General features: G+C 44.9%; 17 protein-coding genes and 1 pseudogene. 10 read left to right on the top strand and 8 right to left on the bottom strand.

Translation table 11 applies throughout. From position 1 onward, the window contains the following. Window positions 1-452 precede the first annotated feature (452 nt). Window positions 453-2,109 (bottom strand): annotated as a pseudogene (locus BJP37_RS06080) (IS1182 family transposase). Between the two features lie 250 nt (window positions 2,110-2,359). Here BJP37_RS06080 and BJP37_RS06085 point away from each other — a divergent pair. Continuing rightward, entirely contained in the window at window positions 2,360-2,572 is a 213-nt protein-coding gene (locus BJP37_RS06085; protein WP_075897293.1) for a helix-turn-helix domain-containing protein, read from the top strand. Window positions 2,573-2,698: 126 nt separating this feature from the next. On the opposite strand, the gene BJP37_RS40805 is transcribed toward BJP37_RS06085, so the two are convergent. Together BJP37_RS40805 and BJP37_RS06090 are read right to left on the bottom strand one after the other, a co-directional pair. Then, entirely contained in the window at window positions 2,699-2,872 is a 174-nt protein-coding gene (locus BJP37_RS40805; protein WP_198953968.1) for a hypothetical protein, read from the bottom strand. 328 nt (window positions 2,873-3,200) lie between these two features. Then, entirely contained in the window at window positions 3,201-3,797 is a 597-nt protein-coding gene (locus BJP37_RS06090) for a helix-turn-helix transcriptional regulator (RefSeq protein ID WP_075905803.1), read from the bottom strand. Between the two features lie 498 nt (window positions 3,798-4,295). Here BJP37_RS06090 and BJP37_RS06095 point away from each other — a divergent pair, with 498 nt between their 5' ends. The 6 genes from BJP37_RS06095 to BJP37_RS38630 all read left to right on the top strand — a co-directional run bounded on the left by BJP37_RS06095 (window position 4,296) and on the right by BJP37_RS38630 (window position 13,577). Next, window positions 4,296-4,997, top strand: coding sequence for a hypothetical protein (locus BJP37_RS06095; protein WP_075897295.1), 702 nt, complete (start codon window positions 4,296-4,298; stop codon window positions 4,995-4,997). Beyond that, on the top strand, window positions 4,994-5,908 hold the full coding sequence (locus BJP37_RS06100) for a DUF1822 family protein (RefSeq protein WP_075897297.1): 915 nt from the start codon (window positions 4,994-4,996) through the stop codon (window positions 5,906-5,908). The genes BJP37_RS06095 and BJP37_RS06100 overlap by 4 nt, the downstream gene beginning before the upstream one ends. A gap of 137 nt (window positions 5,909-6,045) precedes the next feature. After that, on the top strand, window positions 6,046-8,328 hold the full coding sequence (locus BJP37_RS06105) for a CHASE2 domain-containing protein (RefSeq protein WP_075897299.1): 2,283 nt from the start codon (window positions 6,046-6,048) through the stop codon (window positions 8,326-8,328). A gap of 396 nt (window positions 8,329-8,724) precedes the next feature. Beyond that, window positions 8,725-10,026, top strand: coding sequence for a glutamyl-tRNA reductase (locus BJP37_RS06110; protein ID WP_075897301.1), 1,302 nt, complete (start codon window positions 8,725-8,727; stop codon window positions 10,024-10,026). A gap of 82 nt (window positions 10,027-10,108) precedes the next feature. Beyond that, window positions 10,109-13,444, top strand: coding sequence for a UPF0182 family protein (locus BJP37_RS06115; protein WP_075897303.1), 3,336 nt, complete (start codon window positions 10,109-10,111; stop codon window positions 13,442-13,444). Further along, window positions 13,410-13,577, top strand: a complete 168-nt coding sequence (locus BJP37_RS38630) for a hypothetical protein (protein WP_158069453.1) — start codon at window positions 13,410-13,412, stop codon at window positions 13,575-13,577. Before BJP37_RS06115 ends, BJP37_RS38630 begins: the two co-directional genes overlap by 35 nt. A gap of 62 nt (window positions 13,578-13,639) precedes the next feature. Here BJP37_RS38630 and BJP37_RS06120 read toward each other — a convergent pair whose 3' ends face one another. Next, window positions 13,640-14,368 carry a Bax inhibitor-1/YccA family protein gene (locus tag BJP37_RS06120; protein WP_075897305.1) on the bottom strand — a complete coding sequence of 243 codons (729 nt, stop codon included), beginning with the start codon at window positions 14,366-14,368 and terminating at the stop codon, window positions 13,640-13,642. A gap of 1,135 nt (window positions 14,369-15,503) precedes the next feature. Between BJP37_RS06120 and BJP37_RS06125 the strand changes: the two genes are divergently transcribed. Further along, window positions 15,504-16,286 carry an RNA polymerase sigma factor SigF gene (locus BJP37_RS06125; protein ID WP_075897307.1) on the top strand — a complete coding sequence of 261 codons (783 nt, stop codon included), beginning with the start codon at window positions 15,504-15,506 and terminating at the stop codon, window positions 16,284-16,286. Window positions 16,287-16,376: 90 nt separating this feature from the next. Here BJP37_RS06125 and BJP37_RS06130 read toward each other — a convergent pair whose 3' ends face one another. After that, a complete protein-coding gene (locus BJP37_RS06130; RefSeq protein ID WP_075897309.1) occupies window positions 16,377-17,852 on the bottom strand; it encodes a CIA30 family protein in 1,476 nt (491 codons plus the stop codon). A gap of 320 nt (window positions 17,853-18,172) precedes the next feature. Then, entirely contained in the window at window positions 18,173-19,828 is a 1,656-nt protein-coding gene (locus BJP37_RS06135) for a hypothetical protein (protein WP_075897311.1), read from the bottom strand. 723 nt (window positions 19,829-20,551) lie between these two features. Between BJP37_RS06135 and BJP37_RS06145 the strand changes: the two genes are divergently transcribed. Beyond that, the gene (locus BJP37_RS06145; protein WP_075897315.1) at window positions 20,552-21,064 is read left to right on the top strand and encodes a glutaredoxin family protein; all 513 of its coding nucleotides are present in this window, start codon (window positions 20,552-20,554) and stop codon (window positions 21,062-21,064) included. 452 nt (window positions 21,065-21,516) lie between these two features. On the opposite strand, the gene BJP37_RS06150 is transcribed toward BJP37_RS06145, so the two are convergent. Together BJP37_RS06150 and BJP37_RS06155 are read right to left on the bottom strand one after the other, a co-directional pair. Then, a complete protein-coding gene (locus BJP37_RS06150; RefSeq protein WP_075897317.1) occupies window positions 21,517-22,365 on the bottom strand; it encodes a class I SAM-dependent methyltransferase in 849 nt (282 codons plus the stop codon). Window positions 22,366-22,417: 52 nt separating this feature from the next. After that, complete coding sequence (locus BJP37_RS06155) at window positions 22,418-22,615, bottom strand: hypothetical protein (protein WP_075905805.1); 198 nt, start codon at window positions 22,613-22,615, stop codon at window positions 22,418-22,420. 158 nt (window positions 22,616-22,773) lie between these two features. Here BJP37_RS06155 and BJP37_RS35750 point away from each other — a divergent pair, with 158 nt between their 5' ends. Further along, the gene (locus tag BJP37_RS35750) at window positions 22,774-22,962 is read left to right on the top strand and encodes a hypothetical protein (protein WP_143727487.1); all 189 of its coding nucleotides are present in this window, start codon (window positions 22,774-22,776) and stop codon (window positions 22,960-22,962) included. Window positions 22,963-22,976: the final 14 nt, after the last annotated feature.

Genomic DNA, 22,976 nt, shown 5'->3' on the forward strand with positions numbered 1-22,976 from the left:
TTTTGTCCAGGTACTTACCTATTACCTATTACCTATTACCTATTACCTATTACCTATTACCTATCTCCAATGTAAAAAACCTACCCCTGTGAGCCCCACACTCCCCGTTTGACCTGTCATGTAAAAAACCTACCCCTGTGAGGGGCTTCTGACCCGGTTGCGCCAAGGCCAAAGGCCACGCTACGCGAACGGTTTTTCAACCTGTACTCTGCTTTTAGTATAGGCGCTATACAATCGTCAACTCCAATGCAAGATTTCTTTCTAGGCATTAAGCGCGCTAGTCACTTTCATCTGGGCTCGCTTTGTGGCGGAGTTTTCAGTGATTGGATTTCTAATAATCTCTATAGGGCTTACGCATTTGCCCCCTAAATCCCCCAATTCTGGGGGACTTTGACATGATTACCCCCCAAAATTGATACCGCTGGCGAAATTAATATTTGTTTAGACATAGGTCAACCGGTCGGCCCAAGAGCAGCAAAACGAGAACATCGGGTAGCTGCAAATGGAACTCCCTGCCACCAATTAACCAAACGCACAATATTCATGGCACAAGCTGTGATGATGTGCTGCAAGTGGGTTTTAGTCAAACCGATATAGCGACATCGACGTAAGCCAAACGCTTTAATGCCCTGAGCTAACGTACCTTCAATACCTGCACGCTGAGCATAGCGATGCTGGAAATCCTCTGTGGTTTGGGTCTGGCGAGCCTGTTGCAGGGCATTATGTTGACGTTGAGGACGCAGGGTAATGGTGCGCCCTTGCTGTTTGGTGCGAGTACACAAGGGACGATGGGGACAAAGCTTACAAGTGGAGCTAGCAAAGCTTACTTTAATGATGTCATGACCACGACGGTCAGAACCAGGCTTCCAACTCATACAGGTCAGCCCCGTTGGGCACTTTGCCTGTTGCTCGTCCCAGTCAATCGTAAAGTTAGCAACATCAAAGCCAATACCAGCTAGAGAAGGCCAACTACTATCGGGTAAAACCGGAGCCAGCAACTCAATTCCAGCAGTATCTTGAGTGTTGACCATTTGCTCAGCACTCACATAGCCCGTATCGACAATATGAGTTTGAGGTAGCAGTTGACGCTGCTTAAGAGCTTGGTGAATCCGATCAGTTACCTGTACATCGGTGGTGGTGGCAACAGTAGTTTCCACATGGGTAATCAGGTGGGGGGCATTCTCACCACAGGTTTCGCTCAGATGCACCTTATAGCCCACCCATTGAGTTTCCCGTTTGCGACTGAATCGGGCTTCTACATCGTAGGGAGAGTGAATTAATTGAGCCGACGGGGGGCTATTGTTGGGTTGACGGAAGTGTACTTGTTGGTGTGCATCGATATGAAACTGCTGTACCCAAACCTGACGCAACACCTCAACCCCAGGCAACTGTACCAGCCAATCCGGGGCATCCTCATCATATACAGCAGCTAACAGCCTATAACCATCTTTACCAATCGTCTCCCCTAACTGCTGGCGCTCATCGGTAGCCTTGGGCATGTGATAGTCCTCAACCCGACTACCATAGCGCGAAAACCACTCTACCGGAACTTTTTCCTGAAGCCATTGCGGTACTGCTACTGCCAGACTATTGAGTGCTGCTCGTAAGGTCTCACCCACTACTTCTAGACGATGCATCACCCGAATTGCTGCTAACACATGAGTTGAGTCACTGCGTTGCACTCCACCCCCACTCAGCCATCCCCGCTCTTGACATCGTTCCAAGAGTCGCTCCAACAGTAACTCTTCCACCTGGGCTTTAACTAATCGACCTCGAAACTCGCTCAATACTGAGCTATCGATGCCGGGGTCTGCTAAGGGCAAGCTTAACGCATATTTCCAATCGATTCGTCCTCGCACCGCTTGGGCTGCTTGAGCATCGGTTAAGTCTTCGATGTACTGCATTACTGTAATCAGCGCTAACCTCCAAGCATCCCGATGCCGGTTGCCCTCGCTTTGATGGAAACAAGGCTCTGAACTGTTCATCCTTATATAAGAAACCCAATTCATCCCTGATACTCATGACTATACTCCCTTTGGGAAAAGCTGAGCGAGCAATAGTTACTGTCTCTTGGGGTATTGGTGCTATTGTCTCTACTCTAAAGCACATAGCGGGCAACTCCTCAGTTTGATAACTGATACAATTGTTTCAACTGTAACTCCCAAACCAACTACGAACAAAGGATCTTTTCCACATCTGCTCATCCTTTTGTAAACAAATATTAATTTCGCCAGCCGTATCAAAATTGGGGGGCTAGGGGGGCGAAATCTACTTAACTGCGTAAGTCCTACTCTAGTGAGATTAGCGGTAACATATAACTCAGTAAACTTAATTATGTTAACTTTTAAATAGGACAGTAATGACTACTTTAGGGGACAACCTTAAAAAAAGACGAGAATCCCTAAATATCACCCAGCGGGAAATCGCTCATGAATTGGGCGTAACCGTTACCACGGTGCAAAATTGGGAAGCGGGCAGGCATATCCCCAAACTCTACCCAAATCAGCTCAAGGTATTGTGTGACCTGCTGAAAGTTACCCTAGATCAATTGGCAAAGTGGGTAACTGATTGAACTGTTGGGATCCAGCTAAAAAAAAACGCCCCATATGGGGCGTAACCGTTTCCTATTAACCTGGGACAGTGTCCCAACAGTTAATCAAAAAACTAAAACAGGAGAGGATTATCGCCATTTTCTTGGCTACTTGTTACAGCGCCTGTGAACTAAACTTTTCGCAACAAAATCAGAAAAAATTTTTTGGGGCAAAATCTTTAGGGAATAGGGAGTAGGGAGTAGGGAGTAGGGAATCGGGAGTAGGGAGTAGGGAGTAGGGAGTAGGGAGTAGGGAGTAGGGAATCGGGAATCGGGAAACAATTTTGTTTAACCGATTACTATGACAACCGGAATCACCGTGTTTTTATATGATTTGTAAACATATGTATGGCAGTAATTGGCTTGCACACAAGAGGCAAAAGGCAAGATGGTAAAGAGATTTGGAGTGTTATTTGACAATGAAAAAATACCTCATTAGGTTTACATCTCATTTGGAAACCCTATAGCGCGATTGGCCGTTGGCCACGCTACGCGATGAAGCTTCGCTTCCGCTAAGAGCGAACGCACTAATAAAAAAAAATGCCCATGGGCAGGGCATTTTGTCACTTGTCACCAAGAATGTCTGTCTTCCAAATTGCTAATTATGCCCCTAAGCAGCCATTTCTTCCATCATCATTGCCATTTGCTGCTTGGCACGAATATTTTTCATGTGCTTCTTCACCGTATTGAGAGTAACAAACAGTTCCGTAGCAATCTCTTTGTAGGAGTAATTGACTCGACGCAGTAACCAGACTTCTGCCTCACGGGCAGTTAAGCCATATTTATGAACTTCAGCTAGGGCTATACTATGAATGGATTGACGTTGGTCTTCGAGGGTAACTAAAATATAAGGCTGCTCAGATATTCTCAGGTTGAGCCATCTAGCCCGAATCCGAAACGTTATGGAGTTACTCGTCGTAATCTCTGAATCTATAATTACAGATTGATGGGGATAGAATTCATCACTGTCTTTCAAGGCTTGGCAGACACGCCAGATTTCTTGAGGCACCACCTTAAGATGTTTGCTGTTCGGTGTAAGTTGCTCACAAAAAACACGAGCGGTTTCATTGGTATGAACCAACTCTCCTTGTGTATTCAGAATTAAAACACCGTCAATAAAACCTTCTAGTACTCCTTGCAGTAGACCATTGTCTAACTGTTGCACCTGAGGAGCGGATTTTTCTAGAGTGTTGGTGAGAGTATACATGGTCTGTTGACCCACTAACTGGATTTGATTTGAAATGTAATGGTGCTTTTGACCCATTAAGAATTAAATTCGCGTGATTGTCGCACCTGTTGAATCACACTTGGCTTAGTCATTTGTTACAGCACCTCTCAACCAAACTTTTCGCAAAAAATCGGACAAAAAATTTTTTTTGGGGTTTTTTGCGAAAAACCCCCCAATCACTCGTGTAAATACATACTGGGTGACTTTTGCCATTCCCCAACATTGATGCCTAAGATGTCTAGGGATGGTCAATACTGAGTCCAGTCTTCGGGCTGCCCTTTGTAGCGCTTTTCATGGGGAGTAGAGGTTAGTGGTTAGTGTAAGCATCTACCAAAAACAAACAAACTACTAACAACTAACGTGATCAGCGCTATCGATAGACTAATGCGTACTAAACGCGATTGACCGTAGGTCACGCTACGCGATGCTCCGTAGGAGCCGCTAAAAGCGATCGCATTTACAACAGGGACATTACCGATGAAAAATCTAGATCGAATACTCCGTCAGCTGATTGCTGAAGCATGTAATCATCCACCATTAAGTCTGGAACGTCGGCAAAAACTGAGCGAGATACATTTACTAGTGATGAAATCCGGCAAGCTCTGGAAAGAATATACCTCATATTATAATGATGCTCTCCAAGAGATGTGGGAATATTGCTGTGGGCATCCTGAAGAGTATGACCCGACTATCAAAGGTGTGATTACTTGGCTCGACGATGAACTAAAAAAGCGACTGAGACGATTTCGAGATGCTGGCTATAGGCAACAGAAGCGGCAAATTACTGGCCTAAGCACAGAGGAAGGTAAAACTATTGACCCTGTAGATAGGGTAGCAGCTGCTCCTGATCTACAGCCAGTTATGAAAATATGGCAAAAAACCTTGGATTGGGTTAAAAAAGACCCAGACGGAGTATTACGTCAGACTTGCTTTAGGAAACGCCCTGAGATTAATGCCCAAGTCCTAATCGAGCGGCGACTCCCTCCGGATCAGCCTTGGAAAACCATTGCAGCAGAATTTAAACTAACCCCACCAGAAGCTAAAGATTTGCCCAAATTCTATAACCGTAAATGCTTACCCCTGTTGCGAAAATTCGGTGTATGCGAGGGATATATAGAAGATTCAAAGACTGGTAGCTCGAAAAGCACCACAAAACCCCAACCTAGGAAAAAATCATGATACACAACGCCAACATGCTAGCAGATTGGTCAATCCCCATGCCGATTACCCAGTCCGCACTAGATATAGCCCAGCAGTTTGCTGACTACCAACCCAGCAAGCAAAAGGCTGAACAAGTCTATCTCAACACCCTGGCAGTGTGTGCGGTGAATAACTATTTACGGATCCTGGGTATTCCCACTGACCTAAGTGCGGGGGATAGCTGGAATTCAGTAGTGCGCTTGGCTGAAAATGTGGCTGACCTGAGGGTAACCGGTTTGGGGCGCTTGGAATGTCGGCCTGTCAAAACCGGTGATTTGACTTGTCCCATTCCCCAGGAGGTTAGATTTAACCGGATTGGCTATGTAGTCGTTGAGATTGATCAAGACCATACTGAAGCCACGCTGTTGGGATTTTCCCCAACCTCGGAAACCGGTGAATTAGTCATCCACCAATTGCGTACGCTAAAAGATTTACCAGCCTACCTCGATCAATTCCAACCGATGACACAACTAAGTCAATGGTTGGAGCATATCTTTGAAGCAGGTTGGCAGAGTTTGGAAAGCCTTTTAGGTAACCAAGGTCCTCAGCTAGCTTTCGCCTTTAGAACCAAGTCTGAGACCATTAAGCGATGTAAACAGATTGAATGGGGCAAACCTAATCAAGGGGTGGCTCTGGTTGTAGCACTGACCCCAGAATCCGAAACAACCCTGAATGTTCTGCTACAACTCAATCCCATCAATGGTCAAACCTATCTACCCCCCAATCTCCAGTTGCTCTTGCTAGATGAGGAGCAAGAAATGCTGATCAATGCCCAAGCCAGAAACGACGATCAAGCCATTCAATTGGATTTTACTTGCGAACCGGGAGACCGTTTCAGTGTCAAGGTTGCTCTGGATAATGCCAGTGTGATCGAAGAGTTTGTGATCTGAATTCCCAAATTCGCTGTTCCCAAATCCGCTGTTCCCTATTCAGTACGCGCTATAACTAGGAATAATATCAGACAAAATACTGATTTTTGACGGTTGACAGTCAACCGTCAACCGTCAACTGTTAAAAAACTAAGCCAATGGCAAAGCTAGTAACTCTTAAGCTGGATGGGGATTTTGAGGAAGGTTTTCGAGTCACTCTGGAAATTGGCTCAGAAGGCGAACGTCCCGAAACAGAACTTACTGGCAGATTGCCTGCAGCCCCTAACATCGTCACCCACTATCACGAATGGCGGTCAAGCTATCGCAGTCTGGGGAGCTCTTTGCGAGAAATTAAAATTAAACGAGTGGCAATCGGTGGTTCCATCAACAACCACAGTCAGGGATTATGCGATCGCTTAAATCGGTGGCTCAAGTCAGAGTTATTTAGTCCGCTGCGGGAAAAGTGGCTAGAGAAAGTGGGCATTACCGAAGAAGTCCGGGTGCTGATTCGTACTAAAAATCCCCAGCTCAGGCAGCTTCCTTGGCATCAGTGGGAATTTTTAGAGCGTTACCACCAAGCAGAAATTGCCCTAAGTACTCCAGAGTATCAACAACCAAGCAAATCGCACCACAGCCGTGATCGACACAACGTTAGAATTCTAGCAATTCTGGGCAATAGCGAAGGGATTAATATCCAACAAGACCGACAATTATTAGAGAATTTACCCTTTGCAGACATTACCTTTCTAGTAGAACCACCACGGCAGAAGCTCAACGAAACCCTGTGGGAGCAACCTTGGGATATTTTGTTTTTTGCAGGTCATAGTGAAACCGAGGCAGGAAGAGGTCGGATTCATATCAATCAGACCGATAGCTTAACCATTGACGAACTCAGAGAAGCCCTCAAAAAAGCCATAGAAAGGGGGTTGTCCCTAGCAATTTTTAATTCCTGTGATGGCTTAGGATTAGCCAATGAGCTAGAACAGCTGCACATTCCCCACATGATTATTATGCGGGAGCCCGTACCGGATCTCGTAGCACAGCAGTTTTTGCAATATTTTATCAAAGCCTTTGCTAGTGGTAAATCCTTGTATCTAGCAGTGCAAGAAGCCCGGAAAAAACTGCAAGGTTTGGAAGATCAATGTCCCTGTGCCAGTTGGTTGCCAGTGATTTGTCAAAATCCTGCGACCATACCCCCAACCTGGCAACAGTTGCGTGGCAATCACCAGCACCACCTGCTCCAATCGGCTCTGATCCTCAGTGTAGTTGTTACCATTTTAGTCATGGTGATCCGGCAGCTGGGAATACTTCAGCTTTGGGAACTAAAGGCATTTGACCAGCTGATGCGGCTGCGACCTAATCCAGGGGTAGACTCCCGTTTGCTGGTGGTTGAAGCCAAAGATGCCGAGATCAACCGCTATGGCTATCCCCTCCCAGATCAAACCCTAGCCGAAGTCCTAGACAAGCTAGAGTCTAATCAACCCCGAGTGATTGGCTTAGATATCTTTCGGGAACGTCCTAGAGAACCTGGTCATCAGGCATTGAGCCGTCAGTTACAGCAAAATCAGAAATTCATTGCCCTTTGTAGCGCTAGGGAAGCTAACGACCCCGAAAACTCAGGCATGGAACCTCCCTCTGGGGTGCGAGAATCCCGCCTTGGTTTTAGCAATATCATGGCTGACCCTGATGGCATTATCCGTAGGCATCTTGTATTTATGCATCCCTACCACGATGACCCCTGTGCCACCGACCACTCCTTCAGTGCTAGGGTCGCATTGCATTACTTAGCCCAAGACGGAATCAAAGCAAAAACCATTGCTATGAATAAAATACGCTTGGGTAAGACTGTCTTAAGAGAGTTGTCAGCTAATGCCGGGGGTTATCACAATCGTGATCATCGGGGGTTCCAGGTGTTACTCAATTACCGGAAAACTGTCGCTCGACGAGTCACTTTTACAGAGGTGCTAGAGGGTCAGGTCAAACCAGAGTGGGTCAAAGACAAAATTGTCCTGATCGGAATAACTGCAAGGATTGCCAAGGATTACCATTTTACCCCCTACAGTGCCCTGCAGTGGCCATACCAAGAAATGCCAGGGGTAATTCTTCAGGCCCAGATGGTCAGTCAGATGATCAGTGCTGGCCTCGGTGAGCGTCGATTATTATCGGTGTGGTCGCCCTGGGGAGACCTGTTCTGGGTTTGGGGTTGGTCAATCATTGGTGCTACCATTGCCTGGCGCTGTGGTCGAATGCTGTATTGGGGACTCGCTACCGTCACAGCGACAGGGGTTTTATATCTCCTATGTTTTGGTCTATTTACTCTAGGAGTATGGGTACCTCTGGTGCCATCAGCCTTAGCATTGGTAGCCACTAGTGGAATTGTGGTGGTTTATAGGACAACACTTGGAGCCATCACTCCGTCAGCTCTCGGACGAATTCTCTAGCATTTCCATTTGAGTTGGAAACAATAATTACAGTTTTTGACCTTAGCAAAAATCCCTATATACCTGATTATCTCTTGCTTCTTGCTTCTTGCCTCTTGCCTTTTCCTTAGGCGTTGCTGATTCTAGGTATGGTTTTGCCCCCCTAACCCCCCAATTTTGGGGGGAATAAGACGTTCAAAGTCCCCCAAAGTTGGGGGACCAACGGGGGCTTTAACATGCACCAGATGATTGCGCATTCATTCCTTAATTCAGCAACGCCAACATTTGTACCGCGAAACCGATAAAGAATTACTAATATAACGGTTTTCAAACTAATAAAGTACACAATATTTTTTCCCTGTTCCCTATTCCCTATTCCCTATTCCCTACTCCTATCAAAACATTCCCATCAAAACCATGAATATTGCCGTAGTAGGTCTGAGCCACAAGACAGCACCGGTTGAAGTCAGAGAAAAACTGAGCATTCCAGAAGCCCAGTTAGAAACTGTGATGCCCCACTTATGTAGCTATCCTCATATAGAAGAGGTAGCGATACTGAGTACTTGTAATCGGTTGGAAGTTTATATAGTAACCACAGAAACTGATGCAGGAATTCGAGAATTGTGCCAGTTTCTGACAGAAAAAGCTGGCATTCCTCTAGCCAAGTTGCGCCCCCACCTATTTATTCTGTTGTATCAAGATGCAGTCATGCACTTAATGCGGGTTGCTGGAGGTCTAGATAGCCTAGTGTTAGGAGAAGGGCAAATTCTAGCTCAGGTCAAAACCACCCACAAACTTGGTCAGCAACACAAGGGAATCGGACGTCTACTGAATCGATTGTTTAAACAAGCAATTACTGCCGGTAAGCGAGTTCGCACGGAAACCAGTATTGGAACAGGGGCGGTCTCCATTAGCTCAGCAGCGGTAGAGTTAGCTCAGCAGAAGGTAGAGACCCTTTATGGCACCTCTTTGACCCCCTATAAAATAGCAATTATCGGTGCTGGCAAGATGTCCCGCTTACTGGTGAAACATCTGCTGGCCAAAGGTGCCGTAGATATCTCAATTCTGAATCGTTCCACTAAACGGGCTGAAGAGTTAGCAAAAGCGTTTCCCAAAGCGGATCTAAAACTCCATTCCTTGTCAGATATGATGACAGTGGTTGCTCAGTCAGATATCGTATTTACTAGCACCGGTGCCACCGAACCACTGCTGACTCGGTCGAATTTAGAAGGAGTGTTGCAGACTAGCCAATCATTAATGCTAATTGATATTTCTGTGCCTCGTAATGTGGCAGCGGATGTTGATGAGCTAGAGACTGTCCACTCCTTCAATGTGGATGACTTAAAAGCAGTGGTAGCACAGAATCAAGAAAGCCGTCGTAAGATGGCCATGGAAGCAGAAGAACTCTTATACGAAGAAGTAGAAGCCTTTGACATCTGGTGGCGTTCCCTAGAAACCGTTTCTACCATTAGCAGCTTGCGCAGCAAGGTCGAAACAATCCGTGAGCAAGAGCTAGAGAAAGCTCTATCCCGTCTCGGGTCAGAATTTGCCGAAAAACATCAAGAAGTGATCGAAGCCCTAACCAGAGGGATTGTTAACAAAATCCTTCATGACCCCATGGTGCAATTACGAGCACAGCAAGATATTGAAACCCGACGCCTGGCCATGGAATCGTTACAAATGCTGTTTAATTTGGATAATGGCAAGCAAGCAATTTAGCAAGTGGTTCGTGAGAAAGTCCAAAAGCCTTGAGTCTTTCAGGAACCACGCTATCCTGGTAATGACTCAAAACTAAAGACCAATGACCAAACTCTCGCGCTGGGTTACTGGGCTACTAGGTATATGGATAGCTTGGAATTTGCTATCTCACCTGGTAGCAGAAATTTTATGGTTCACGGAAGTGGATTATCTATCCGCTTTCGTGCTGCGTTTGCAGACCCAGCTGAGTTTGTGGGTAATTGTATTTATCCTATCATTGGGGTTTTTGGTGACGAATTTATCCTTAGCCAACCAATTCAAGCATCCGAAAAATTTAGCAGACCTCGAGATTACCTGGCTAAAAGGGTTTAAAACTCTTGACTCTTCATCTTTAACCCTTAACCAAACACAGTTAAACTCACCCTCCCCAATCGTGAAATCGGGAGTGAGAGCGGATAGAAAATTTTCTAGAAAACGCCCAGCCTTCAGATTGCGATCGCTTTTGCCCTTTGCCCTAGCACTCAGTTTATTAGTTGGGGTGGTGCTGTTGTACTACGGAAAAACCGCCTTTTTCGTTTGGGATTTCCATCGGAAAACCTTGTCAGCCACCTTTCTGAGTGAAGCAACACCCCCCTTACCATCACCCTTGGGTTGGGTATCTCTTGGAAAGCTATTTTTATCGGAATCCAAAAGCTATCTAGTTTGGCAGCTGGGGATGATCTCCGCAGTGATGCTAGGGCTAATGGTGAATACTCAGTTGTGGTTAAGAGCGATCGCCCTAGCACTAAGTTTTTCCTGGGCGATGGTGATCTCAGAACAATGGGGCAGAATTTTAGAGTATCTCTATCCCACTGCCTTTAACACTACCGAGCCACTATTTAGACAGGATATCGGCTTCTATGTATTTGGTGTACCCCTATGGCAACTATTGGATTTTTGGCTAGGGGGATTATTTCTCTTTGGTCTAGTTGCAGTATGGCTAATTTACTTAACCTCGGGTAATAGTCTTTCAGATGGTAAATTTCCGGGATTTTCCCAAAACCAACTACGGCACCTGTATGGCCTTGGGTCTGCTGTGTCCGCAATCACAGCCTTCCACTATTGGCTTTCCCGGTACAATTTACTCTATTCAACCCGTGGTGTGGCTTACGGTGCCGGTTACACCAATGTCTCAGTCAAGTTGCCCTTTAATACAGGATTGAGCATTCTGGCCTTTGCGATCGCACTGTTGTTACTCTTGAGGTCAATTGTCTGGATACGCCGCCTGCCCACCAAAATACCAGTAGCATTGTGGATACTCGGCTTATACCTAGGTATATGGGGGATTGCTGGGGTAATCTTACCCGCAGCAGTGCAACGGTTTAAAGTCGAACCCAATGAGTTAGCCTTAGAACGACCCTATATTGCTCGGACTATTGCCCTGACCAGAGCAGCTTTTGACCTCGATAGTATTGAAGTTGAAACCTTTAACCCCCAAGGTAATCTGACCAGCACCGATCTAGAAAAAAATCACCTAACCATCGACAACATTCCCCTGTGGGATACCCGCCCCTTATTACAAAGTAATCGTCAGCTGCAACAACTGAGACTTTACTACAAATTTCCCGACGCCAATGTTGATCGCTACACCATTAAAGTTAATCCAAACCAGTTAAAGGCTGGCTTGAATGTTAGCAAGTTGAATGTTGATGACAAGTTGAATGTTAGCAAGTTGAATGTTAGCAAGTTGAATCTTGCCTGGTTGAATATTAACTGGTTGAATCTGGACTGGTTGAATGTTAGCAAGTTGAATGTTGAAAGTTCAAAAAACCCCCTTCAACCCAATAACCTTCAACCCAATAAGCTTCAACCCAATAAGCTTCAACCCAATAAGCTTCAACCCAATAACCTTCAACCCAATAACCTTCAACCCAATAACCTTCAACCCAATAACCTTCAACCTTTAACCCTGATAAAACCTTCACAAACTCAAAAACAACAAGTACTGATTGCTGCAAGGGAATTAGACTATGATGCTGTGCCCAAACAAGCACAAACCTGGGTTAACCAACACTTAGTCTATACCCATGGCTATGGCTTTACCCTCTCTGCCGTGAATAAGGTAGGAGAAGGAGGATTGCCATATTACTTTATTAAAGACATCGGTTCTGGTGGAGGTGAAGCGCTCAAAGGAAGCTTATATACATCCTCTGCAGAGATTCGTGATAGTATCCCCATTGGTCAACCCCGGATTTACTACGGAGAACTGACCAATAACTATATCATGACCTCCACCAAAACTCAGGAATTAGACTATCCCAGTGGAGACGACAACGTTTACAACACCTACGATGGGACTGATGGTGTTAGCCTAAACTCCTTTTGGCGGCGGTTAGTGTTTGCCCAGTATCTCAAAGACTGGCAGATGCTACTGACTGGGAATTTCACACCCGAAACAAAGTTACTGTTCCGCCGTAATATTCGCCAACGGATTCAAGCGATCGCTCCCTTTTTACGCTATGACGCTGACCCCTACCTGGTAATTGCTGATACTTCTGAAAGCGAATCAGGGGTCAATGAAAATTATCTCTACTGGATTGTGGATGGCTACACCACAAGCGATCGCTACCCCTATGCCGACCCAGGTGACAACCAGTTTAACTACATCCGTAACTCCGTAAAAGTCGTTATTGATGCCTACAATGGCGATGTTAGTTTCTACATAGCTGACCCAGAAGACCCGATTATTCAAACCTGGAGTAAGATTTTCCCAAATTTCTTCAAGTCACTGGATCAGATGCCCACCAACCTGCGGACTCATCTGCGCTACCCCATTGATCTATTTAATATCCAATCCGAGCGCTTGCTAGCATATCACATGACTGACCCCCAGGTCTTTTACAACCAAGAGGATTTGTGGCGGATTCCCCAGGAAATTTATGCTGGTAAATCTCAACCAGTGGAACCCTACTACATTATCATGAAACTCCCCAAGGAGAAATCAGAAGAATTTATCTTGCTCCACCCCTATACACCTACAGGTCGTAATAATTTAATTGGTTGGCTAGCTGGTCGCTCTGATGGGGATCAATATGGCAAGTTACTCCTGTATCAGTTTCCCAAGCAACAACTCATCTATGGACCAGAGCAAATTGAAGCTCTGATTAATCAAGATCCAGTCATCTCTCAACAAATTTCCTTATGGAATCAAAAAGGTTCAAGAGCAGTTCAGGGGAATCTTTTGGTTATTCCCATCGAGCAATCCCTACTGTATGTTGAGCCATTGTATATAGAAGCTGAGCAAAATAGTCTCCCAACATTAGTGCGAGTTATTGTGGTTTATCAAAACCAAATTATTATGGCTCAAAATCTAAAAGAGGCTCTTGAGGCAATCTTTAAGCCAGAGCAAAGTGATACACCAATAATTGTACGTCCAGTCGAGGAAACTTCACTCCCTTAGAAGATTTTTTTCCGATTCCCGATTCCCGATTCCCGATTCCCGATTCCCGATTCCCGATTCCCGATTCCCGATTCCCGATTCCCGATTCCCGATTCCCGATTCCCGATTCCCGATTCCCGATTCCCTACCTTAGAACTAAAAAAATCGGGGTACAGCATTGCCGTCCCCGATCAGATTCTATCGTATTGCACTGTCTTAGTCGCGACCATTAAGAGCAATCAGCAGCCGCAAAATGAACACGAACAAGTTAATATAAGTCAAGTACATTGACAGGGCAGCAGGTAGATACTGGTCATCACGATAGGCGCGAGGCAGGACGAAGAAATCCACTACAGCCGCACCCGCAAAAATAACCACACCGATGCCAGAGATAGCAATTTCTAGAAAGCTGGGTGTGTAGACACCAAAGAAGGATAAAACTAGCTGAGCCACCAAGACCACCAGCAAGGCAATCATACCCATCTGGACGGTTTTGGCTAAAGCAAAGCCATCTTCGTCTGAGAGATTAGAGCCAATTTGACGGCCAGCCATAAAGGCGACACCACAGCCAAAGGCAGCAATGGCAATGCCTTGCATGCCCACACCATCTGTTCCTAGGGCAACGAATATTAAGCCACTGAGGGTGTAGCCGGACAAGAGACTGTAAGTAGCTAGAAGAGGCAAAGCTACAGTGTTGTTTCCGTTCTCAGCCACACCACGGGCAACGAAGAAAAGAATAAGTTCGGCAATTACGGCAAGCCAGATGGTGGTCATAAACAGCCCTGGGTTGCTTTCAATCACTCCCAGACCACCATAGACACCTAGTGCAGTTAAGACTAGTCCACCACCCAGGAAGGGCAGGGCATTAGCAATCACATTCGGACCAACTAGGGCTCGACCTTGAGATTCACGAATTGCTTGACGAAAGTTACTGGTGCTACTCATGAGATTTTAGTCAATAATTTTCCGGATAAAGTATCAGCATTGATTTATAACTACTTCTATTTTGAACGATATCCGCAATCTTGTGGCAGGTGGGAAAACCGACTGGGTGCATCTGATAGTTGTAAAAAAGAACAGAAGTGTCGGACCTGTGGTGCACCGGGCGCGGGAAGTGTGGTGCACCGGGCGCAGGAGGTGTGGGTAGTGTCGGAATTTTATTATAATTTTGCCTAATTTCATGGATTGAGATGCACCCAAACCGACTTGCCTAATACTCCCTCCAAATTGAATTGAGGGGTAAACTCTAGGGGGTTTAAATTAGGTGAGGTAGATAGTTTTCGGGAGCTTTGGAGCAGGGAGCTTTGGAGCAGTGAAGTCAGAAGAGGTAATAGGTAAGAGGGGAAAAATCCTGTGTACCTAATTAGAATAAAAGCCGCTATATACTTTTAACTAATACCTAATGATTAATACCTAATACCTAATACCTAATACTTTTAACTAATAGCTAATACATTATACTTAATAGTTAATACCTAATACCTAATACCTAATACCTAATACCTAATACCTAATACCTAACATCTAATATCTAATAGCTCACACCTAACACCATTAACCTTTAAGCATTCAGCCTACCGCAGTCAGCTATCATTCTTAAAATAAACCTCGTTTGCGTAGCGTGCGCCTATGGGCAATGGGCAATGGGCAAACGGGATAATTTAATGATAATTTAATAGTTCGAGATTTTAGAGAATTGAAAGTCTGGGGAAAAGCCCTTGGCCTTTGACCTTCGCCTTGGCTGATAGCTGAATGCTTAGATTAACCTTGCCCTAACCCTCAAAACTAAATTGACAGAGTACTAGTTATCCTCTTTGCAAGTTGCAAAAAGTTGCAACTTGCAACTTGCCCATTATTTAGCTTATATATTATACCACATTTAAGACCCTATAGCAATTTTTCACTATCTTGGCTTTCCAATCTGCGTGATTGTACAGAGAACAGAAAAACGGTAATTTGTTTTTTCCGTAAAAGGACGATGGTTCTAAAGGGGAATCTCTAATGACAATGAGTTGAAGATTAATTGCTTAGGCTAAGCCTCGTGTCGTAAATAGGTTTCCACTTCTGGGATATTTTGAGAATGGCTATTGGGTCTGTTGGTTTTCAAGGAATGGAACTTCTGATTGCGTATTACCGAAATCCATCAATTCAACTTCGCAATCAGATAGTAAGATTAAATGCTGGGTTAGTGAGGAAGATTGCTCATATAGTCAGCCAGAAGTGTGCTGAACCTTATGAAGACCTCGAGCAAATGGGTTACATCGGCTTGATTCGTGCTATTGAGCGGTTCGACCCCCATCAAGGTTGTGCATTCAGTTCCTTAGCAGTGCCTTACATTCGCGGTGAAATGCTACATTTCTTACGCGACAGGGGTTCTCTGGTCAAGATTCCTCGCCGATGGCAGGAACTGCAGCAGGCAGGGAAAAGAGTCAGCAAAAAGTTAGCAACTAACTTAGGACGCTTCCCCAGAGATGAAGAAATTGCTAAGGCTTTGGATATATCCCTCCAAGAGTGGCAGGAAAGTAAGTTGGCAGTTCAAAATCGTTTGCCTTTAAGTTTGGATGCCACGGTCTCTCAGAAGGTCGATCAACCCATGACTTTAGGAGAGACTCTACCAGATTACTATGAAGAGAATTTACACTATTGGGAAGAAGACCGACAACAGCTCCACGGTGCCTTGAGTCAGCTAGAACATAAAACTCAGGCAGCTATAGAGTTTGTTTTCTTACGAGAACTCCCCCGCAAGGAGGCAGCCAAACGAATTGGCGTGAGTCCGATGACAGTGACGCGACATGTCAAAAGAGGACTTCAAGAGTTGGTTACCCTGATGAAATCTCAAGCATCGGAGCGTCTGGCAAGTTAGGAAGAATTTAGAATTTATTAATTCTAAATTCTTCCTAACTTGCTTTTTTTGGCAATAAGTGTGTTTACAACCTAGATAGAAACCCTATACTTAATTGCTGTCGGTATTGATATCGCAAAAAAGAGTTTGCCAGTCTCGCAAACCATCACTTGCCTCTTTGACTTCAAAGGTGACATTACAAGCCTTGGGTTGCTCTATTACCTGAACACAAAGTTCAGCAATATCTTCCCGACTTACTTTACCTCGGATATTGTCTCCTTGAGCAAACACTAAGGCTTGACCTCCCGGCTCTTCTGTCAAAGCACAAGGTCTGATGATAGTATAGGAAACCCCACTGTCACGAACTGCTTCTTCTCCCCGCAGTTTCCAGGTTAGAATTCCCCCCAGTTGGTCATTCATTCGTACCGCTGGTGGTTCTTCCTCGAGGTTAATTCCTGGACGACCTGGACGAGTCACCCCGGCTGAACTAATCATAATGAATTGGGGCTTGGTGATACCCCCATAGGCTTTAATAGTTTCCAGCTGTAGGACAAAAGAACCTGGAGCAAATTGTGGGTTGAGCGCGCCATCATATTCAAATTTACTCAGCATTAGCTGTATAGCACAGATGCGACTGGGGTTGAAGGGAGCAGCATCTTTCAAGGTTTTGGCTCGAAATACCGGAATCAAATCAGCAAAGGGAATCGAAACATTCATCCACTGATCTTTCTGGGTGTCGAAGGAATAGCAGTAGGCAATTCCATCCCATTTCGATTCATTGCGCAATATAAATTTATACCGTTGACCATCCCCTTTAACTCGCAGTTCTAGTCCTTCGTACTCAGCTAAGTTGAGGGGAGTTGGGAGATTGCGGGTGCGTACTGACACAAAGCCCCCAGAATTTGCCGTTGAGACATTGCCAGTAAACAGGGCAGCCTTGTTGATGAGCCGAATTGAACTCTCGCTGACACCACCCATTACTACATCATCCACAGCACCCCAGGTTTCTTGTAAGTCATCGGAAGGGTTTTGGAAGTCAAATAGCAGTTGTTTGCCTGGTTCAAGGTACTCTGCTGCAGCTTGTACTAAGTTCTTGATACCCTGATACTCCACAACTTCCGGGGTATCGACTACTTCTGGCAGATAGAACTTGATGCCCTGATAGTATTTTTCCCGGTTCGGGGTGTCTCCTTCTACCGGTTGCACCCGCGCTCCCGTACAACACACTACAGCAGTAATGTTCTTGTACAGTGCTGGAGTCAAGGTCTCTGGAATAGTTATATCTGCCTCGAATAGTTCCAGGTTATCCCCAAGGATTTCCCTAGCTTTCTGGGCATCTCTGACTAGAGCACGTACGGGATAATTCTGCTTAAGCAGACGGCGAACCACTCGCTTGCCTACACCCCCAGTTGCCCCAGCTACCAGTATTACTCCCATATCTTTTTCTTTACCTTGGCTCGATTTTTGATTATTGGCACGACCTGTGAATAATCGCTGTAGGCAGCTCAGGAAAGGGATAACCTCAAAGTAGCTTAGGGTTTTTATGAATCTGCCAGCATCCCATGGGGAGCGATTGTTTTGGGTCATAATCGCCTCAAGTGCATTTTTTATTCAGTTTATCGAAATCTGAATTACCCTGAAGCTGACCTTTAGCATAGTCTTGGATACCTTCAGTGGATTTTTTCCAGTTGGTAATTATATCATATAAATTTTGATTTATACGCTTATTAACGAAAGACATGGCTTTTCGTTAATATAGAGCTGTAAAATATTCAGTATTAACGAAAGCGATAATAATGGTTAGTGCTAACAGAGCAGGTCAGTATTTAGAATTTAGAATTTAGAATTTAGAATTTAGAATTGGAAATTTCTTCATTCTACATTCTTCATTCTAAATTCTTCATTCTTCAATTCCCCTTTCTTAGTAAGCGCTGGAAAATCTGCAAATTCTGATCGAGCCAATCCAGCCATTTCAGACTACTCGATAAAGATTTCGGTGGGTCGTAAATCAGGGTATCTAGAGCAATCAGGCGCTGGAAATTGATCTTGACTGGATCATGACGCTCTGTGGAACCGTCTTTGCGATAAAACTTGACACCAGCTTGTTGCTGCATAATATTGATCACTTCTTGAGCAACGATACCGTAGCCAATAGTAGTGGGATGAATGCCATCTAGGGTGAAGAAACCACCGCTGGTGCGACCGGTGGCATCGGATCTAAAAAAGCGAGTATCCGGTACTGGTGAAAGAGCTTCTAGTTCCGGTGGCAGCTGATAGGGAGTCCACCAATCTGGTCGGGCGTCGGAGTCTTCAATATAACGTCGATAAGCTAAGCAATCCAGTAATCCTCCTAATTCAAATAAATACCAATCTCGACCTTCTTTTCGAGCCTGACGTACAGCATCAGCAATATAGTCGTTGTACTGGTCAATGACGCTATCAATTGCTCGGGCTTGTTGTCCGGTAATGTGCGGGTCACGGTTGGGGTCGAAATCTTTGTCGCTAATCCAAGGACGGGTGTAGTAGGGGAAGTATCGCGAGCCAGTAGCGATCTTATCTCCTACTCCACGACCAATGGGGGCAATGGTGACATGGGGAACTGTAGCCAAAATGACATGGCGAGCTTTAATTTGCTTGATTTGCTCAACTACTTGATCACATTCAGCTTTGAAATCTTCCGGACACCAGATCGTAGGTGGCTGATTGGACTGTGGTGAATTTGAATCGCGATCGCAACTCCATCTGACCTGCAGTTGAGCAACGGTGCCCATGGCATTATTCGCCCCAATCATGACCATCAGGGTTTCAATACCATCTCCCTCACCGTTTTCTAGACTTCCTTCTTGCCCTAGTGCGACCGCAGCTTGGACTGGGGTAAGTGCTTTACCCTCTGAATCCCGCGCCGAGTCCAAAACCCTTAATGCCGCATGTTCGTTGCCATTCTCAACAATTTGCCGCAATAGATCATCCGTTGGTGCCTCGATTGTTTTTCTGAGAGTATCTGCGTCGTTAGAAATAATATCTGTGATATTCCACCCATAAATAGCGAGGTTGTGGTTAATTCCTTTGTGCATAGCAACAGTAGAACCAACGCCCCCTTGCCAACCGGGACCCCGTTCCCAATAATCTTCTAAGTCGTCCATATATTGCTGGATTGAAAACAGGGCTGGTGCTAATTCCCACCAGTCGATCTGGTCACCAAACTGTCCCTCTAAGCGCCGAACTAAATACTCCAGATTCAGGGGCAATCCACCCAATTCACCATATTGGCTGGGACGGCGCAGGTGTTCTTCCCAACCCATTTCTTGAGCAATCATCATGGGATAGGATAGGTCAGTGTTAAAAATTGCTCCATTCTGGACGCCATGGCTTAGGGAATCACCAATAGTGACTAGTCGATGTCGGGGAGTGCCTGGCTTTTGGTTAACTTCAATACTTAATTCCGGACGGATACCTAAAGTAGGATCTGTTTCTGGTGGACGCCCTTGAGGTTGGATAACTTCCTTGACTTGATCTGGAGCCTCAAAGTCGAGCATGTCTTTGGTAAGAAAGCGTTTTACCATAGTTGCTTGTTGATGAAAAAGAATAATGATCAGTTATTAGATAATTCACTGATTCTGAGGTGAATTCCAGAAAAGTAAGTATTAAACTTAAGCACTATAGGGTTTATAAATTAGATGTAAATATTAATGGTGTTTTTTTATTGGACAATAAAACTCCGGAGCTCTTTACCCCTCTTGGCTTTTGCCTTTTGTATGCAAGCCTTTTTCTGCAATTCCTGTGTTCACAACCCAAATACAACGCTACAGCGGTTTGCAATTGCTGTTAGGTACTTTCGTTATGGGTTTTTAGGGAGCAGGGAGCAGGGACTTCGGAGCAGGGAGCAGCGGATATGGGAAGTCGGAAGTGGGAAGTGGGAAGAAGGAAAACAATCCTGTGTACCTGATAGTTATGCAAAGCCGTATGTGGGCATGGTTAGCTTGCCAGCTAATGGGCTGGGAGCCTGGTAAGCAAACAAAGTAGAGAGCTTAGATTCCGTTGGGTGCATCTCATATTTGTAAAAAAGAAGGTAAGTGTGGAGCCCGGGCACGGAGAGGGTGGAAAGTGTTTAAAGTGTGGAAAGTGTTTAAAGTGTGGTAATTTTCGGGGGCATTTTTCCCTAATTGCATGGATTAAGATGCACCACGTCCCGTTAATAAAGATTTGGTAGTTTCCGACAAGATCAGGTTAAAACGGTAAAGAAGTGATTAATTCCCTGGATAATTCCAATATATCCTCTACAAACTATGAACGCCAAATCTAGCATTAAACTCCCATGGATATTTATTCGTAGTTTAAATAAGACTGTCTGGGTGATTTCTAGTCTTGCCCTACTGACAGTAGCTGCCGAATCCTCTTTAGGAGAACCCTCACCCTCTACCCCTACAAAAGTAACCCTAGAATCCCCTGCTCCTGAACTCCCAGTTACCCCTTCAGCCACCTCTTTATCTGGTCATTTGAACAAAATTGGTGCTAAAATGTATGGGGCTTACTGGTGTCCCTATTGCACAAAGCAGAAGCAAATGTTTGGTGAGGCATTTAAGCAGATTAATTATATTGAATGTGACCCAAGGGCTGAAATCTCCCAAACTAACCTCTGTATTGAAGCGAAGATCAGAGGCTTTCCAACTTGGGAAATTAATGGTCGGTTTTACCCAGGTATGCTGTCCTTAGAGCAATTGGCTAAATTTTCAGGCTACTCAGCAGAAGATCCTACAGAATCAATGCCAGTGGTGGAGGAAGAACAAACAGAAAAATAAATAATAGCAATAGTGCAACGTTTAACCTCTAAAAACGTAAGGTAAGCAGTCAGCAGTCAGCAGTCAGCAGTCAGCAGTCAGCAGTCAGCAGTCAGCAGATTTTATTCACAAGCTGTTCGGAACTCAAGTAGCATTCACATTAGCTGATAGCTGATAGCTGAAGTCAGCAGTCAGCAGTCAGCAGTCAGCATATTTTATTCAGCAAGCCTTAAGTAGCCGCCCCATTAACTGTTCGCGTAGCGTGCGCGTAACGCATTAGCTGGTAACTGATAACTGTTCGCGTAGCGTGCGCGTAGCGCTAATCGCTGTTCGCGTAGCCCATTAGCTTATAGCGTTTATCATGGCTATGAGGTACACATTATTTTTTCCCTCTTCACTGCTCCCTGCTCCCTGCTCCCTAAAACCCAGAGATTTGTACCTCATGGGTATAATACTTGCTATAGATATAGGGATTATTTAATAATCTGAAATGTTACCGATTTCCTGGCGAAAACAAAAAACGTTGTAATATCTATCCAAATGCCTTGTGCTGTGGCTAATTGCTCAACGGCTGCAAAGAATTCAGTTTTCAATTGTGCTAATTTCTCTGGAGAAAGCTGGAAAACTTCCGCGCCAAAGGCACTCTTTGAGTTTCCCCGCCAAGAGTTTGCTGCTACTGTTTGAGTATCACTGTTGTAGAAACCAAGTTGGTCGGTTTTGACGTTGATGTCTTCAAAACCTGCTTCGGTGAGTAGCTGATGACATTTCTCGGGACTACCAAGGGGTTGATTGGGATTAGGAATTACAATGCCATAGTCTCCTGCTTTTTCTCGAAACAGACCCCCTGTAGGAAAGGCGTTTGCTGCAAAACAGGAAAATCCGACTAATCCTCCTGGTTTTACGAAGCGATACCACTGCCGTAACGCAGCAGGGATATCTGTTAAGTATACAATGGCTGAAGAACATAGAATCCTATCGAAACTATTATCTGGGAAGTTGATAGTTTCTGCATCTGCTTCTATAAATTCGATGTTGTTGAGACCTTCGGCTTTAACTTTTCGTTGGGCTAGATTGAGCATGCCTGAGGAAATATCTACGCCGACAACAGCTCCAGAAGCACCGACAATTTTGGCTGCAAGAATTGCTACTAAACCTGTGCCGGTAGCAATATCTAGAATTCGTTGTCCAGTTTTCAGGTGGGATAGTTCTACTAGACCCTTGGCTAGCCGAGGGTGAAAGCTTCCTTGATCATAGTTTGGTCTGGTGTTAAAGTCAGCTTTAACGTTTTCTTTGAACTCATTTATACTTATCTGGTGTTTCATGCTTGGTGGAAATGGAAAATCTGATAACTAGAAAATATAATAACTAGCTTAACTACAATGAAGGAGGCTTTATCACTTCAAAGTCTGACTCATCTAGAGATAGTATAAATGGTTGATCATTCTGCTCAAATGGATTTTCCTCTAATCTGACTATCCAACGACCGGATTCTTCCTGTGCTTCAATACGACCCGAAAGACCCGCAACATAATCAGGATAAATCACTCGAACTAAGGTTCCTACTTTGAGCATCTCAATCACTATCTATACTCCCAATGTCCACCTGATTTTACCTTTAATTAACCGAATCTTAAATTCATATTGTTACAATACCAGATTAGGTTATTCCAAATCAGCTCACTATTTTCCCCCAAGCCAGTCAGGAGGGTTGATCCTCATGGGGAAAGAGTGTGGGGAGAGGGGGTAGTGTGGGTAGTGTGGGTAGTGTGGGTAGTGTGGGGGGGAGAGTTCAAGGATGCCTAGACACAACGGTTAATGATAATGCGATCGCACAAAAGTTAATGCCAATGCTTAATGCTAATGGGATGCTCAGCAAAGAGCCACTATGCCATCGCACCATAGCATCTCTTTTATACTGATCCGAACTTTCCTA

It is taken from the genome of Moorena bouillonii PNG, assembly GCF_001942495.1.
GTDB classification, from domain to species: Bacteria; Cyanobacteriota; Cyanobacteriia; order Cyanobacteriales; family Coleofasciculaceae; genus Moorena; species Moorena bouillonii.